The sequence below is a fragment of the Paenarthrobacter sp. CC6 genome, assembly GCF_040560085.1.
GTDB classification, from domain to species: Bacteria; Actinomycetota; Actinomycetes; order Actinomycetales; family Micrococcaceae; genus Arthrobacter; species Arthrobacter nicotinovorans.
The window spans coordinates 110894-126826 of the sequence record NZ_JARDAN010000006.1; the positions used below are offsets into that span (position 1 = coordinate 110894).

General features: G+C 63.3%; 11 protein-coding genes. 5 read left to right on the forward strand and 6 right to left on the reverse strand.

Annotated features, from left to right (window positions below; all coding sequences use genetic code 11):
• Positions 1-72 precede the first annotated feature (72 nt).
• Positions 73-2697 (reverse strand): aminopeptidase N, encoded by a 2625-nt coding sequence (pepN, locus tag PV760_RS05345; RefSeq protein WP_354627313.1) that lies wholly within the window; start codon positions 2695-2697, stop codon positions 73-75.
• A 4-nt stretch (positions 2698-2701) separates the two neighbouring features.
• Complete coding sequence (locus PV760_RS05350) at positions 2702-3757, reverse strand: YeiH family protein (protein ID WP_354627314.1); 1056 nt, start codon at positions 3755-3757, stop codon at positions 2702-2704.
• Between the two features lie 111 nt (positions 3758-3868).
• Between PV760_RS05350 and PV760_RS05355 the strand changes: the two genes are divergently transcribed.
• From PV760_RS05355 to PV760_RS05365, 3 genes are read left to right on the forward strand one after another with little or no spacing between them, the layout of a single operon-like run.
• On the forward strand, positions 3869-5425 hold the full coding sequence (locus PV760_RS05355; protein WP_039241274.1) for a circularly permuted type 2 ATP-grasp protein: 1557 nt from the start codon (positions 3869-3871) through the stop codon (positions 5423-5425).
• Between the two features lie 58 nt (positions 5426-5483).
• On the forward strand, positions 5484-6410 hold the full coding sequence (locus PV760_RS05360; RefSeq protein ID WP_018777606.1) for an alpha-E domain-containing protein: 927 nt from the start codon (positions 5484-5486) through the stop codon (positions 6408-6410).
• Positions 6407-7258, forward strand: coding sequence for a transglutaminase family protein (locus PV760_RS05365; RefSeq protein ID WP_018777607.1), 852 nt, complete (start codon positions 6407-6409; stop codon positions 7256-7258). The genes PV760_RS05360 and PV760_RS05365 overlap by 4 nt, the downstream gene beginning before the upstream one ends.
• 65 nt (positions 7259-7323) lie before the next feature.
• Here the strand turns inward: PV760_RS05365 and PV760_RS05370 are convergent, their stop codons facing one another.
• A complete protein-coding gene (locus PV760_RS05370) occupies positions 7324-8775 on the reverse strand; it encodes an SDR family NAD(P)-dependent oxidoreductase (protein ID WP_018777608.1) in 1452 nt (483 codons plus the stop codon).
• A 73-nt stretch (positions 8776-8848) separates the two neighbouring features.
• Entirely contained in the window at positions 8849-10261 is a 1413-nt protein-coding gene (gene glgC / locus PV760_RS05375; protein WP_018777609.1) for a glucose-1-phosphate adenylyltransferase, read from the reverse strand.
• Between the two features lie 93 nt (positions 10262-10354).
• Between glgC and glgA the strand changes: the two genes are divergently transcribed.
• Complete coding sequence (gene glgA / locus PV760_RS05380) at positions 10355-11551, forward strand: glycogen synthase (protein ID WP_194496961.1); 1197 nt, start codon at positions 10355-10357, stop codon at positions 11549-11551.
• Positions 11552-11666: 115 nt separating this feature from the next.
• Here glgA and PV760_RS05385 read toward each other — a convergent pair whose 3' ends face one another.
• Both PV760_RS05385 and PV760_RS05390 read right to left on the reverse strand, forming a co-directional pair.
• Positions 11667-13769 (reverse strand): acyl-CoA dehydrogenase family protein, encoded by a 2103-nt coding sequence (locus PV760_RS05385; RefSeq protein WP_354627315.1) that lies wholly within the window; start codon positions 13767-13769, stop codon positions 11667-11669.
• A 47-nt stretch (positions 13770-13816) separates the two neighbouring features.
• A complete protein-coding gene (locus PV760_RS05390) occupies positions 13817-14518 on the reverse strand; it encodes a TetR/AcrR family transcriptional regulator (protein WP_354627316.1) in 702 nt (233 codons plus the stop codon).
• 61 nt (positions 14519-14579) lie between these two features.
• Here PV760_RS05390 and PV760_RS05395 point away from each other — a divergent pair, with 61 nt between their 5' ends.
• Positions 14580-15932 carry an acetyl-CoA C-acetyltransferase gene (locus PV760_RS05395; RefSeq protein ID WP_018777613.1) on the forward strand — a complete coding sequence of 451 codons (1353 nt, stop codon included), beginning with the start codon at positions 14580-14582 and terminating at the stop codon, positions 15930-15932.
• Position 15933 lies beyond the last annotated feature (1 nt).

A 15933-nucleotide genomic window follows, 5' to 3' on the forward strand; every position in this document is an offset into this window, starting at 1 on the left:
GGACCGCCGGCGCGGAGAGCCTGCGCAGCCTGCAGGAGCAGGAACGGGCTTGGGTCCGGTCCTGAATGACAGCTAAACGTGCGCCGACTGTGCTGTGTTTGCCGACTGCGCTGTGAGGGACCGCAGGAGGTGGCTCCGCTGCTCAATGATGATGCGCCGTAACGCGCGCGGGGCATCAGAGTGGTGGTGGAGCCATTCATCCGTCCTGAGCACGACCGGATGGCCGGAGGGCTCCATTCCCTCCGCGAGGTCCTGGGCCGCCGGGAAGAGGCCCCTGACGATCCTGCCGGCAATTTCAATGCTCCGCTCGGCCCATACACGCTCAAGGCATTCGAAATAGGGCTCGACATAGGACGCCAGCATGTCACTGGGCGCAGTGGCGAAGCCGGCAATTGTGGCGCTGAGGATCTCGTTGGAGAGGCCCGTGGTGTTGACGGCCAGGTCCCAGGCTGCCGCCTTCACGGCAACATCCGGGCGGGCAGCGGACGCCAACGCGTGCCCTTCCTTGCCTGACGCCGTCTTATCCGCTTCGAGTTGCCTGTCCAGCTCGGCCTGGGATGCCTCGCCGTGCGCGGCCAGGGCCTGCCAGAAGCTCCATCGCAGCTCTGCGTCGACAGTCAAGCCCTCCACTACGGTGGTGCCGTCAAGGATGCTGCGCAGCAAGGGGAGCTGGCTGTCACCGTGGCGTGAGACCTCTGCCAACGTTCTGGCCCACGCCAGCTGCGCGTCGGAGCCGGGAGCCGAAGCCCGCAGTTGATGAGCCGCGACAGCCAGGAAATCCGTGCGAACGCTGTCCCTGGACCGTGGGGGTACGAAGCGTTCAATGGCGCCGGAGGCGTTTCCGAGCACATTTTGGAGGACTCCGATGCCGGATTCTGCCGGAGCGAACTGCTCCACCGCGCTCACGTACCGTGCAGCAGGCGTCACGCCGTCCCGGGCAGAATCCCACAGTGCCGTCCAGCACAACGCCCGGGCCATGGGGTCCTGGATTTTATCCAGCGAGGTACGCACCGTGCGCTCGGAGACAGGATCAAGCCGTACCTTGGCGTAGCTCAGGTCGTCATCATTGACCAGCAACAAAGCCGGACGCTTCTTGCCTGCAAGCCCGGAGACGAGGGTGCTGGGACCTGCGACATCCACTTCCAGGCTTTCCAGCCTCAGCAAAGCGCCGGTCTGGTCGGCGTCGTACAGTCCAAGGCGCATACGGTGGGGCCGGAGTTCCTGGTGGCCGGTCAACGGATCGATGGCTTCCTGCTCCAGCATCACCGCGCCCATCACACCATCGTCCTCCACGATGTCGGCCGTGATGGTCGAGATACCGGAGGTCTGCAGCCACTGCCTGGCCCAATTGCCAAGGTCCCGTCCCGAGGCTTCGCTGAGGGCCTTCAGCAGATCCTGCAGGGACGTATTACCGAAGGCATGCTCCCGGAAGTACTGCCGGGATCCGGCAATGAAGGCATCGAAGCCCACGTAAGCCACCAGTTGCTTCAGCACTGAGGCACCCTTGGCATAGGTGATTCCGTCAAAGTTCTGTTTTGCGGCCTCAAGATCCGGAATATCCGCCACAATCGGGTGCGTCGTGGGCAGTTGGTCCTGGACGTAGGCCCACGCTTTGCGTTTGCTGGCGAAGTTTATCCAGGCTGTGTCCCAGTCGGTGGCCCGGTCCACACCCAGGGTTCCCATGAAATCGGCGAACGATTCCTTCAGCCACAGATCGTCCCACCAGGTCATGGTCACGAGATCGCCGAACCACATGTGCGCCATCTCGTGCATGAGGGTGTTTGCCCTGGCCTGGTACTGGGCATCGGTGGCACGTGAGGCATAGACGTACTTTTCGGTGAAGGTCACCAACCCGGGGTTTTCCATGGCGCCCAGGTTGTACTCGGGCACGAAGGCTTGATCATATTTGCCCCAGGGGTACGGATAGTCGAAAAGCTTGTTGAAGAAGGCCAGGCCGCTCTTGGTGAGCCGGAACAGTTCCTCGGCATCGAAGGACGGCGCCAAGGATGCGCGGCAGTAAAGTGCCAGCGGAACATCCAGGCGGGTGCCGTCGTCGAGCGTTGCATCCCAGTGGTCGGTGGCTTTGAAGTAGGGGCCCGCCAGCACAGTGGTGATGTAGGTGGACATCCGTTCAGTGGTGGCAAAGTCCCACTGGGAAACGTCCTCAGAGCCCGGCACCGGCACCCGGGCGGCCTCCGAGCCGTTGGACGCGACTTCCCAGCCCGACGGCGCAATGACGTGGAACGTGAATTCCGCTTTGAGGTCGGGCTGCTCGAAGTTGGCGAAAACACGCCGGCAGTCCGCCGGTTCGTACTGGGTGTAGAGGTAGCACTGCCCGTCGGCGGGGTCCACGAAACGGTGCATTCCCTCACCGGAACGGCTGTAAAGGGCTGTCCCTGTAACCGTCACGGTGTTCTCCGTTGCGAGGCCCTCCAAGATGATTCTGTCCTGGTCCACCACTGTTCCTACATCCAGGGCGCGTCCGTTCAACACCACGGACTGCACGCCCCCACTGATGAAATCGAGGAAGGTGTCGGAGCCGGCCCGGGCCGAAAAAGTGATGGTGCTGGAGCTTGGATATCCGCTGACTGCGGGATCCGCCGCGTCCCGGACATCAAGGGTGACGTCGTAACTGTGGGTGGTAATCAGGGCTGAACGGGTAGCGGCTTCATCGCGCGACAGATTGTGATTCGACACACAGCTATCTAATCATGATCCAGGCAGCCCCCAGGCCCAGTGAAGCGATGATCAGCCAGGACCCCAGTGCCACCACGGCAGCACGTCCCCCGGTATGGATCAGCGTCCTGACACGCACGGCAGAGCCCAGACCGAAAAGCGCCGACGCCAGCAAAATGTCCTGTGCCACCGCCGCCGCTTCCAGGAGTACCGGAGGCGTCCATCCGAGCGAGCGGACCGCGACCATGGCGATGAAGCCGACCACGAAAAGCGGCACGATGGGCGGGAAACGGCCGTCCGCATTGTCCGCATCCGCTGAACCGTTGGCGCGTTGACGGACATGCTGGACCCGCTGATGCAATCCTGCCGCAGCCACAATGGGGGCCAGGAGGATCACCCGCGTCAGCTTAACGACGACGGCGATCGCCAGGGCCGCTGTTCCTGCCGTTTGCGCTGTGGCCACCACCTGGCCGACATCGTGCACGGAAGCGCCCGTCCATGCCCCGAACTGCTCCGGACTCAGCATCAACGGATGCATCAGCAGGGGCAGGACGCCAATGGCCAAGGTCCCGCAAAGGGTGACCAGTGCGACGGGCAGCACCGTGTCCTGGTGTTTGATGCGCCGCACTGCGGCCATGGCGCCGATGGCGGAGGCCCCGCAAATGGAGAAGCCCGTAGCAATCAGCAAGGAAGCCTCACCGGGCAGGCGCAGCAATCTCGCCAGGCCGTAGGTTCCGGCGAAACTGGCCAGGACCACCCCGGCTATCAGGAGCAGGGACAACCAGCCGAGTCCCAACACGTCACCCACACTGACTTTGAGGCCGAGCAACACAATGCCCGCACGCATCAGGTGCTTTCCGGCGAAGTCCAGGCCGGGCCGGGCGCGCCCCGCAACGACCACCGCCGTGCCCGGTATATTTGCTGAGAGCAAACCCAAAGCAACAGCAAGCGTCATGACTGGTATGACTGAAACCGCAGGCAGCAATGCGTGCATGGCGAAGGCAAGGCCGGTCGCGGCAACGCTCAGGACCAACCCTGGCCCCAGCCGTGACAGCTGGGACGCGAGTCTGTTGAAGGGCATGCCTCAACCCTGCCGGATGGGGGCACGGAAGGCGAAACCGCGAGCACCCGGAAACCGCGACACAATCAGTGCGTAATGCGCTCGACTCAAAAAGGTGATTGTCTGAATCCCATGTCTGACCTATTCCAGGATTACTCCGAGGCCGCTGCACGCAGTGGAGCCTACGACGAGATGTTTGCCCCCGGCCACGTTGCCAGAAAATCCTACGGTCAGGTCTCCGGTGCGCTCCGCGAGCTTTCCCTCGCAGATGTCACCGCCCGTGCCGACTCCATGGCACGGACCTTCCTGGACCGTGGCGTCACTTTCGACTACGCGGGGGAGGAGCGTCCCTTCCCCCTGGACATCGTCCCGCGTGTCATCCCGGCTGACGAGTGGGATGTGCTCGAACGCGGAGTTGCCCAGCGGGTCAAAGCACTTGAAGCATTCCTCAACGACGTTTACGGGCGGATGGCCGTAGTGGCCGATGGCGTGATTCCACGCCAGCTCGTCACCACCAGCGCCCATTTCCACCGGGCGGTCCACGGTTTTGAACCCTCCGGCGGCGTCCGCGTCCATGTTTCGGGCATCGACGTCGTCCGTGACGCTGCCGGCACGTTCCGGGTACTCGAGGACAATGTTCGTGTCCCGTCCGGCGTCAGCTACGTGCTGGAAAACCGCAGGGCCATGGCGAAAGGCTTGCCCGAAGCCTTCGGGCAGCAGCACATCAGGCCGGTTGAAGAGTACCCGCGGCGGCTACTGTCGGCGCTGCGCAAGACCGCACCCGCCGGCGTCGATGATCCGACAGTGGTTGTCCTGACCCCGGGTGTCTTCAACAGCGCATATTTCGAACACACACTCCTGGCCGGGCTGATGGGCGTGGAACTGGTGGAAGGCCGGGACCTCATTTGCCGCGGCAACCGCGTCTACATGCGGACCACGGCCGGCGAACAGCGTGTGGATGTCATCTACAAACGCATCGATGACGATTTCCTCGATCCCCTGCAGTTCCGCTCGGATTCGATGCTCGGCTGCCCTGGCCTGGTCAACGCCGCCCGTGCCGGGGGAGTGACCATCGCCAACGCGGTGGGCAACGGCGTGGCCGATGACAAGCTCGTCTACAGCTACGTGCCTGACCTGATCCGGTACTACCTCCACGAAGAACCCATCATCGCCAACGTCGACACTTTCCGGCTTGAGGAAAAGGAAGCCAGGGAACATGTCCTGGACCGCCTCGAGGAACTGGTGGTCAAACCCGTCGACGGTTCGGGTGGAAAGGGGCTGGTCATCGGTCCCGACGCTTCCAAGGAAGAACTGGACGCCTTGCGCAAGCGCGTCATCGCCGATCCCCGCGGCTGGATTGCCCAGCCAGTGCTCCAGCTTTCCACGGTTCCGACACTCTCCGGAGACAAGTTCGGGCCCCGCCACGTCGACTTGCGGCCTTTCGCAGTGAACGACGGCGACGACGTCTGGGTTCTGCCCGGCGGCCTCACCCGGGTTGCCCTCAAGGAGGGCTCGCTGATCGTCAATTCCAGCCAGGGCGGTGGTTCCAAAGACACCTGGGTTCTGGCGAACTCGCCCCAGATGCCGGCCGAGGTGATCCCGCGGCAGTCTGTCACCCTGCGGGAACAGGTTTCCGTATGGCCGGTCGAAAGCAACTGGCGCGACCGCCAAACGGAGCAGCAGCAGTGAACCCGTTCCAACCACCACTTGAACTTCGACATGCACCACGCGAAGGAGGCACAGCCGCATGCTGAGCCGTATTGCTGAGTCACTCTTTTGGATCGGCCGCTACGTAGAGCGGGCCGACGGTACTGCCCGGATCCTGGATGTGCACCTGGAGCGCCTGAACCACCTGCCCCTTGAGGAGCAGCGCAGCGTAGCCAGGGAACTCCTCGCTGTCATGGGTGCCAAGCCCCAGAGCGACGATTTCGGCCTGCCGGAACTGCTTCATGCCCTGGCCTACGACAAACAGAGTGCCTCGTCCATTGCAGGGTCCCTCGGGGCAGCCCGTGAGAACGCACGTCGTGCCAGGGAAACGGTGTCCCAATCCCTTTGGGAGAGCCTGAACACTACGTATTACGGCTTGAACCAGCATCGCAAGGACGTGGTGGGAACGTATCGTTTCTGCAACTGGGTGTTGGAACGAACGGCCATGGTGCGCGGCCTTGCCGACACCACGGTCAGCCACGACGAAAGCTGGCTGTTCATGGTGCTGGGCCGTTCCCTGGAACGTGCGGACATGACTGCCCGCATGCTGTCCACCCGCGATGTCCAGTCCGCTGGTATGTCATGGGTGAACATGCTGCGCTGCGCAGGCGCCTACGAATCCTTCATCCGCACCAGGCGGGCGGCGTTCGGCGACCAGCACGCGGCCGAATTCCTGCTCCTGGACCGCCTGTTCCCGCGCTCCATCGTGTACGCATTGCGCGATGCCGACGAGTGCCTCGCGAAACTGGACCCCTCGGCACAGCGCGTCGGCTTCATCAACGATGCCCGCCGCATTGTGGGACAGGCACGTACCTTCCTCGAGTTCCACCGCACCGATGACCTCATGTCGGAACTGCCTGAGCACATGGAACGTGTGCAGAAGGCCGTGACGCAGGCATCGGACGCGATTTCCCGTAAGTACTTCAATCAGGCTGATGAGCACGCCTGGGTGGGAGAAGTTTCATGACCCGGCTGAGCATCGTCCACAAGACGGCTTACAAGTACAACCGCCGCGTGACGTTGTCCTACAACGAGGCCCGGATGACACCGCTGACCGACGGCCAGCAGGTGGTCCTGGAGTCCTCACTCAAGGTCTCTCCCAACCAGGCCTCGGTCAGCACCTACCGCGACTATTGGGGAACCCGCGTCACCGCTTTCGACATGCAGATGCCCCACGAGAGCCTGGAGGTCCTTGCCACGGCCACCGTGGAAGTGCACCGCACAGAGCGGGTCGCCGTGGAGGACGACATCGTGGGATGGGACGTCATGGCTTCCGAAAAAATCCAGGACGAATTCAGCGATTGGCTTCCGCAGTCACGGCTCAGCGGGCCGGGGGAGGAAGTCCTCGGCATCGTTCCCGGGATTGTCGACGGCAAGAATCCCCACGAAGCCGCACTGGCGGTTTTCGCATGGATGGCCGGCGAGATGACCTATATGAAGGGCACCACCGGGGTGACGACAAACGCAGAACAGGCGTGGTCACAACGGCAGGGGGTATGCCAGGACCTGGCCCACCTTGCCATCGGAGCCTTGCGTTGCAGTGGCATCCCGGCGCGTTACGTTTCCGGCTACATCCATCCCCGGTCCTCGGCAGACATCGGGGAGACGGTGGCCGGCCAGTCCCACGCCTGGCTGGAATGGTGGGACGGGGAATGGCGCAGCTGGGACCCCACCAACCACAAGCCCGCGGGCGACTACCACGTCACTGTTGCCAGGGGACGCGACTACAGGGATGTGCCACCCTTGAAGGGCATCCTCTCCGGCGGCGGCGGATCCGGGCTCTCCGTGTCCGTGGAGATCACCCGGCTCGCATAGGAATCCAAAGACAAGCAAGGCCCCTAAGAAGCATTCTTAAGGGCCTTGCTTGTCTATAAACATTTTTACCAGGGAGACGGTTTGTAATCCTTGAGGAAGACGCCGTACTGGTCCTCGCCCTTTTCACCCATGACGATAGGGTCATACACGCGGGCCGCACCGTCCACCAGGTCCAAGGGAGCGTGGAACCCCTCTTCCATGAGCCGGACCTTGGTGTAGTGGGGACGCTCGTCAGTGATCCATCCGGTGTCCACAGCCGTCATCAGGATGCCGTCAGTGTCCAGCATTTCCTGGGCACTGGTGCGGGTCATCATGTTCAGGGCAGCCTTGGCCATGTTGGTGTGGGGGTGCCCCGGTCCCTTGTAGGCCCGGGAGAACTGGCCTTCCATGGCCGATACGTTCACGATGTATTTCCTGTGGGCCGTGGAACGCTTCATCGCGTCCCGCAACCGGCTGACCAGCAGGAAGGGCGCGGTGACATTGCAGAGCTGGACTTCCAGCATCTCCAAGGGATCCACTTCATCGACAACCTGGGTCCAGCTGTTGATGGAGGCGAGGTCGGGGACCAGGCCGCCGGCGTCGATCGCCGTCCCTGATTCAATCCGTTCCAGCGACGCCGAACCAGTGGAAAGCGCCAGCGAGGTAATGGCGTCGCCTGCCAGGACCGGGTGCTCGGTTACGCTGCTGGCCAGCGCCAATGGATGCTTGTCGTGGGCATGTCCGAACGTCACCAGCTCAGGGCCACCATTGGCAGCGTCAAGCTCGGCAGGCAGCGGCTCATCTTCGGCGTCGACCAGGGGCTTGTAGGCATTTCCTGACCGCCGCACGGTCTGGGCCGCGTTATTGATGATGATGTCCAGGGGACCGGCTTCGTTGAGGGAGTCCGTCAACGCCATGACCTGTGCCGGATCGCGGAGGTCGATGCCAACAATCCTGAGACGGTGCAGCCACTCGCCACTGTCCTCCATCGCTGCGAACCGGCGCGCTGCGTCCTTCGGGAAGCGGGTGGTGATGGTGGTGTGCGCGCCATCCCGGAGAAGGCGCAGGGCAATGTACATGCCGATTTTCGCGCGGCCGCCTGTTAGCAAGGCCCGGCGACCCGTGAGGTCCGTGCGGGCGTCCCGCTTGCTGTGGCTGAATGCTGCACATTCAGGGCACAGCTGGTGGTAGAAGGCATCCACCTGGGTGTAGTGCTTCTTGCAGATGTAACAGGGCCGTGAGCGGATCAAGTGTCCGGCAATCTCACCGGTTGCGGACGGGGCCAGCTTGTTGCCCCGGGTCTCGTCGTCGATCCGGTCCGGGGCGGCTGTTGCCGTCAAAGCGATGACTGCCCGGTCGGCCTCGGCAATGGAATCGCGTTTGGTGACGCGGCGATGGCGCTTGACGGCTTTGAACATCTTGCCGGTGGCACGCCGGACAGCAACGTAGTCCGGGTGCTCCTCGTCGTAGACGTGGATCGTGGTCAGAACCTTGAGGCAGGCCTGGATCTCTTCAGGCGTCAGATCGGTGGAGCTCATTGACCTGATTTTACAGCCTTGGGAGTGTCCGGCCTGCCTCGGGTTCTGTCCGGGTCAGCGCGATGGGCGCAGCCTAGTTCGCGGCACCCTGCGATGCCGGCCCGGCCACGCGGGACTGGATCCCTGCGGCCACCTTTTCTGCGGAGTCGCGAATGTCGGGGTCGTGGTGAGTGGCTGCCTTGACGGCCTCAGGCAGCCCGCGGCGGTACTGGGCAGACAACGCGAGCTCCGCCTCACCGGGTTCCGGAACCAGCTGTCCCTTGGCGAGGACGGTGATGCCCGACTCCGTCACCTTGTACCCGCGGGCTTTATCCAAGGCGGGGTCAAGCCCGATTGCCGCACCCGCGGGCACCTTGACGTTCTTGTCCAGGATGGCCCGCTTGATCACAGCCCCTTCACCGACATAGACCTTGTCCATCAACACCGAGTCCTGGACACGGCTGCCTGCCGCAACGTAGGCATCGTTGGACAGGACGGAGCCTTCCACGATGCCACCGGAAATAACGACGCCGCTGGCCACGATGGAGTCCAGGGCCGTTCCCACCGTGTTGTTCCCGCCGCGGACAAACTTGGCCGGCGGAGAGATGCTCTGACGGGTGTAGATCGGCCACTCGGAGTTGTAAAGGTTGAACACCGGAACGGGGGAGATCAGGTCCATGTGCGCGTCATAGAACGAGTCGATGGTACCGACATCACGCCAGTAGGTACGGTCACGGTCGGTGGCACCGGGAATGTCGTTGAGCGTGAAGTCGTAAACTCCCGCTTCGCCTTGATCGACGAAGTAGGGGATGATGTCGCCACCCATGTCATGTTTGGTATCGAGCCGCTCAGCGTCGACATGCAGAGCCTCAACCAGGGCATCGGCATTGAAGACGTAGTTGCCCATGGACGCCAGGAACTGCGAGGGATCGGCTGCCAGTCCGGGGGTGCTGGCAGGTTTCTCCACGAAGGCGGCGATCTTCTGCGGGTCGTTCTGGTCCACTTCGATGACACCGAACTGATTGGCCATGTTGAGCGGTTGGCGTACCGCCGCAACCGTGGCCTTCGCGCCGCTTGCGATGTGCTGCTCCACCATCTGGGAGAAGTCCATCCGGTAAACGTGGTCCGCGCCGACCACTACCACGATGTCCGGGGCGTCATCATGGATGAGGTTCAGCGATTGGTAGATGGCATTGGCACTGCCAAGGAACCAGCTCTTGCCCACGCGCTGCTGCGCCGGAACGGAAGCCACGTAACGGCCCAGCTGCGTGGACATGCGCCACGTTTCCGAGATGTGCCGGTCAAGACTGTGTGATTTGTACTGAGTCAATACCACGATTTTCAAATATCCCGAATTAACGAGATTCGACAGCGCAAAGTCAATTAACCTGTAGCCGCCAGCAAACGGAACGGCCGGCTTGGCCCGATCCGCCGTCAGCGGCATGAGTCGGTTGCCTTCGCCGCCTGCCAATACGATTGCCAAAACTTTCTTCAACGCCATGGTCACAGCTCCCCGTACGTCTTCGTATCCCCCAAAAGTCCGATTTTCCGGACCCTTTCACACTAGAACACATACGCCGGAACGACTACGTTGGTTAGCGTGCGAATAGACATTGTGACTAAAGAATTCCCTCCGGAAATTTATGGCGGTGCCGGTGTCCACGTTGCCGAGCTCAGCCGGGTGCTGGCGAAGCACGTCGACCTTCATGTCCGGGCGTTCGGCGCGCCCCGTGATGCCGATTACCACGGGGCAACCGTGGCCTCCTACGCCACTCCCGAAGACCTCGGCGGTGCCAACGCTGCACTCCAGACCTTGGGCGTTGATCTCAGGATCGTTCCGGACATTGCGGGAGCGGACCTTGTCCACTCGCACACCTGGTACGCCAACATGGCCGGTCACCTGGCATCGCTGCTGCATGGCATACCCCATGTACTCAGCGCCCACAGCCTGGAACCGCTGCGCCCGTGGAAAGCCGAGCAGCTCGGCGGCGGGTATGCCTTGTCATCATGGGTCGAAAAGACAGCCTACGAAGCTGCCGCCGCCATCATTGCCGTCTCCGATGGCATGCGCCAGGACATCCTCCGCAGCTATCCCGACGTCGATCCCGACAAGGTGCGCGTGGTCCACAACGGCATTGACGTCTCCCTGTGGGAGCGCGACGAGGAAGATGATGCCATTCGGGCGTTGGGCATTGATCCCGCCAAGCCCAGCGTGGTGTTTGTTGGCCGCAACACCCGCCAAAAGGGCGTTCCGTACCTGCTTCGCGCGGCGTCGAGCCTCCCCGACGATGTCCAGTTGGTGCTGTGCCTCGGCGCGGCGGACACTCCCGAGCTTGCCGCTGAAACGGCACGGCTCATCGAGGAGCTGCAGACCAAGCGGCAGGGTGTGGTTCTCATCGAACGGATGCTCCCGCGCCGGGAGCTGATCCAGGTCCTGAGCCATGCCACGGCTTTTGCCTGCCCTTCCATCTACGAACCCCTGGGCATCGTGAACCTGGAAGCGATGGCTTGCGGCGCAGCCGTCGTGGCCAGTGCCACCGGCGGCATTCCGGAAGTGGTCCAGCACGGTGAAACCGGCCTGCTGGTTCCCTTGGAACAGGTCACCGACGGCACCGGCACTCCGCTGGACCCTGGGAAGTTCGTCAGTGATTTCGCCGCCGCCCTCAACCAGGTGGTGTCGGATCCCGCGCGCGCCCGGGAGATGGGTATCGCTGGACGGCGGCGGGCCGAGGACCACTTCTCCTGGGAGTCCATTACGGAGACAACCCTCGAGGTGTACCGCTCAGTGCTGCGCTGACGCCCAGCTTCCCGGGTCCGTCCCGAAAGCACGCCAAACCACGACGGCGCCGCCTCCCTCGGTGGGGACGGCGCCGTCGCGGTTTATCTTCCCAGGCTGTTTGCCGGAAGGTGCATCACTTCGACGGGCGGGATTTTGCCGCTTTCAATGCCAGCAGCGCCTTCTCGTCCGAGGGTGCGCTGCCGCTGGCACGCATTTCGCGGAAATGCCGGCGCGCCTCATCCTGGCGTTCCGCTTCTGCGCCGGTGGCGATCCTGGCCCGGAGGTGCTCGGGGCCATAGCCGAACGCATCAACGAGGTCGACCGCGTGCGGACGGATCTTCACCAGGAGGCGGTTGATGTAAGTACCCACGGTCCTGCCGCGCTGCATGGAAAGCCGGCCGTTCATGAGGTACCAGGAGAGGTGCTTCTCAATGAGGGACAGGCCGAAGAGATCGCGCAACCAGGTGAGCACCCGCTTGGTTCCCTCGTCAGGCGTGCGGGCCAGGGCCTCGGTGAAGGCCTCCCACTGGAGCAGTTCGGCATGGGCCTGGGCTGCTTCGATCAGTTCGTCCTGGTGCTGGTTGAAGAGGGCCGCCGCCTGGTGCTGGGGGAGCTTATTGGCTCCCTTCAACGCCGCGCCGACCTCGGCAACCATGGACTGGACACGGTCCGCGAGCAGTGTGCGCTGGCCTTCTTCGTCGCGCAAGGCCAGGGCGGCTTTTTGCACCGAGCCGGTGTCGGCCACGAACTGGGCAACCTGCCTCAGGCCTGTCCGATGCAGGGCGACACCCGCGGCCTGGTCCACGACGTAGCGGGCCAGCACGCCAAAGTCGGCACTGCGGAATTCCTTGGCGTAATCGGCCAGGAGCCGCTTGGCGACCAGTTGGAGCAGGACAGTGTTGTCACCCTCGAAGGTTACGTAGACGTCGAGGTCCGCACGCAGGGAGGCAAAGCGGTTCTCGATCAGGAAGCCCGCGCCGCCGCATGCTTCCCGGCATTCCTGCAAAGTATCCAGTGCGTGCCAGGTGCTCAGCGGCTTGAGTGCAGCTGCCAGCGTCTCGAGGTCCTGCCGGTCGGCGTCGGTGTCATGGGCGCCGGAGAACACGTCGTCGAACTTCTGGAGCAACTGCTCATGCGCAAAGCTGGCCGCGTAGGTGGTGGCCAATCGCGTGAAGAGCCGGCGCTGGTGCCGCTGGTAGTCCAGCAGCACTTCTTCATCCGTGGGGGAGGAGGCATTGAACTGCCGGCGCTCAGTGGCGTATTGGATGGCCGTCTTGAGGGCTACCTTGCTGGCGGCAACGGCTGCACCATCGAGGGAGACACGCCCCTGGACCAGGGTTCCCAGCATCGTGAAGAAACGACGGCCGGGGCTGGCGATAGTGGAGGTGTACGTGCCGTCCACTGCGACATCGCCGTAGCGGTTTAGCAGGTTGGTGCGCGGGATCCGGACGTTGGTGAAATGGAGGCGTCCGTTGTCGATGCCGTTCAGTCCACCCTTGATGCCATCATCCTCACCGCCGATGCCCGGCAGGAACTCCTTGGTGGCGGGATCCCGGAGTTCCACATAGAAAGCGTGGACGCCGTGGTTGACGTTCCGGGTGATCAGCTGGGCGAACACCACGGCTGCCAGGCCGTCATTGGCCGCGTTGCCGATGTAGTCCTTCCATGCTGCACGGAAGGGGGTGTCGATGACGAACTCCTGGGTGCTGTCGTCGTAGGTGGCCGTAGTGGCGATGCTTGCAACATCAGAGCCGTGGCCGGTCTCCGTCATCGCAAAGCAGCCGGGAATGTCCAGGCTCATGATGCCAGGAAGCCATTTGTCGTGGTGCTCGGACGTGCCCAGGTGCATGACGGCAGAACCGAAGAGGCCCCACTGCACACCGGCCTTGATCTGCAGCGAGGGGTCGGCGGTGACCAGTTCCTCGAAGCCGGCGATGTTGCCGCCGTGGTCGTCCGAGCCACCCAAACGCGTGGGGAAGGCACGGTGGACAGCATTGTTGTCCACCAGGAACTTCAATTGCTCGAAAACGCGGGCGCGGTGCTCCGTGTGGTGCAGCCCCTCGATTTTTTGCACAGCGGGGTTGCCCGCCACCTCACGGGCCTGATGCCGTATATGAGCCCATTTACCCAGGAGTTGCTCGCCGAGCGCCGCGACATCGACCACGGGTTCGGCGGCAGCAACGTCGCGGCTTGCCGGCTTGTTGGCCGATGAGGCCCGATCCACTACTTCAGTCATGTTGTTTCCTTCTTTGGTTCCGATAACTGATGAGTCATTTGCTGGTGTCAGGTGGTGGTCTTGAGTTGAGGTGCGATGCCAAGGCAAAGCCAGTCGGTAATCTGCCCGGCCATGGCCGCCTGGTCGGGCTTGCCAGCGCCTGCGGGGCTCCCCAGCCACATCTCTCCGGCGTTTCGCACCAGCCCGATGGCGGCAGTGGGCCAGTAGACGATCACCGATTCCTTTTCTTCGCCCAGGTGCTCACGCATGGGGGTGGCGATCATCTCCGTGATCTGCTCAAAGAAGTTGCCCAGGGCTCCCGAAGCCGCAATCGCGTCCTGCGCGGAAGCTTCGCCAGGAGACAGGCGCGTGATGAAGGCATAAACGTTGGGACTGGACTCAGCCATCTGCAAGTAGGCCGAAACCATCGCATACAGTCCCTCGCGGGGGGTTTGGGCCAGTTGCGCAGCTTCCTTCATCCGGCGCTGCATCTGGCCCAGGACTACTTCTCCCATGGCCTGTTGCAGCCCTGCCTTGTCACCGAAATAGCGGTAGAACACGGATTTGGAAGTGCCCGCCGCGCCGGCGATGTCCTCCATCGAGGCATCGCTTCCCAGCCGGTGGACGGCCCTGCGGGCTGCCTTGATGAGTTCGCGACGACGTTCCTCGCGGTGGGATTGCCATCGCGCGGCCCTGCCGTCTACGGCGGAGGGGGCCTCTCCCGGGAGAACCTCGGGGGCGGTGGGGATTTCCTGACGGTGGCTGTTCACGATACCCAGCGTATCAGGTACGCTGGGTATCAGTAACTGGCATTAATCGAAGGAGACAAGCATGGCTGCAGCAGACGTGACCCCGGGCGAGAACCCCGAGCGCACTACGACACCCGCGGCAACGCGCCGCGCCTTCATTGTGGGCGGCAACCGCATCCCGTTCGCCCGCACCGGCGGAGCCTACGTGAAGTCCTCCAACCAGGACATGCTCACAGCAGCACTTGAGGGGCTGATCGCACGGTTCGGGCTGCAGGACGAACGCATCGGCGAGGTAGCGGCCGGGGCGGTGCTGAAGCATTCACGGGACTTCAACCTCACCCGCGAAGCAGTGCTGGGCTCGGCCCTGTCACCGGAAACCCCTGCCTACGACCTCCAGCAGGCCTGCGCAACAGGCCTGGAGACCGTGCTGGGGTTGTCGAACAAGATCAAGCTGGGCCAGATAGAGTCCGGCATTGCCGGTGGCGTCGACTCGGCGTCCGATGCGCCCATCGCGGTCAGTGAAGGCCTCAGGGAGATCCTGCTGGACCTTAACCGCGCCAAGACTCCCGTTCAGAAGCTGAAGATCATCGGCCGCATCCGCCCCAAGGATCTGGCTCCCGATGCCCCCAACACCGGAGAGCCCCGCACGGGCCTGTCCATGGGAGAACACCAGGCCCTCACCACAGCCCAGTGGAACATCAGCCGCGAGGCACAGGATGAGCTGGCCTTCAACAGCCACCGCAACCTCGCAGCCGCCTACGAACGGGGCTTCTTCGATGACCTCCTGACCCCGTACCGGGGCCTCAGCCGTGACTCCAACCTCCGCCCCGACACCACGCTCGAGAAGCTCTCAACGCTGAAACCCGTGTTTGGCAAGAACCTTGGGTCCGAGGCAACAATGACCGCCGGCAACTCCACGCCGCTGACTGATGGCGCATCAACAGTACTTCTGGCCACCGAAGAATGGGCCGATGAGCACAGCCTGCCCAAGCTGGCCACCGTGTTGGACGGCGAGGCGGCCGCCGTCGATTTCGTCCATGGCAAGGACGGGCTCCTGATGGCTCCGGTCTTCGCCGTCCCGCGCCTGCTGGCCCGCCACGGCCTGACGTTCGAGGACATTGACTTCTTCGAAATCCATGAGGCCTTCGCCGGAACCGTCCTGAGCACCCTGGCTGCCTGGGAGGATGAGGAATTCGGCCGCACGCGCCTTGGGCTTGACGGCGCCCTCGGCAAGGTCGACCGGGCCAAGCTCAACGTCAACGGTTCATCCCTGGCCGCAGGGCATCCCTTTGCCGCTACCGGCGGACGGATCGTCGCCTCCCTCGCAAAGATGCTGCACGAAAAGGGATCCGTGGACGGGCGCCCTGCGCGCGGCCTGATCTCCGTATGCGCCGCAGGCGGCCAGGGCGTCGTCGCGATTCTGGAAGCAGCCTAGG

Coding starts and splice junctions, on each gene's coding strand:
- PV760_RS05365 (WP_018777607.1), top strand. CDS start 6,407: ATGACCCGGCTGAGCATCGTCCACAAGACGGCTTACAAGTACAACCGC.
- PV760_RS05350 (WP_354627314.1), bottom strand. CDS start 3,757: ATGCCCTTCAACAGACTCGCGTCCCAGCTGTCACGGCTGGGGCCAGGG.
- PV760_RS05385 (WP_354627315.1), bottom strand. CDS start 13,769: ATGACTGAAGTAGTGGATCGGGCCTCATCGGCCAACAAGCCGGCAAGC.
- PV760_RS05395 (WP_018777613.1), top strand. CDS start 14,580: ATGGCTGCAGCAGACGTGACCCCGGGCGAGAACCCCGAGCGCACTACG.
- PV760_RS05370 (WP_018777608.1), bottom strand. CDS start 8,775: ATGAGCTCCACCGATCTGACGCCTGAAGAGATCCAGGCCTGCCTCAAG.
- PV760_RS05355 (WP_039241274.1), top strand. CDS start 3,869: ATGTCTGACCTATTCCAGGATTACTCCGAGGCCGCTGCACGCAGTGGA.
- PV760_RS05360 (WP_018777606.1), top strand. CDS start 5,484: ATGCTGAGCCGTATTGCTGAGTCACTCTTTTGGATCGGCCGCTACGTA.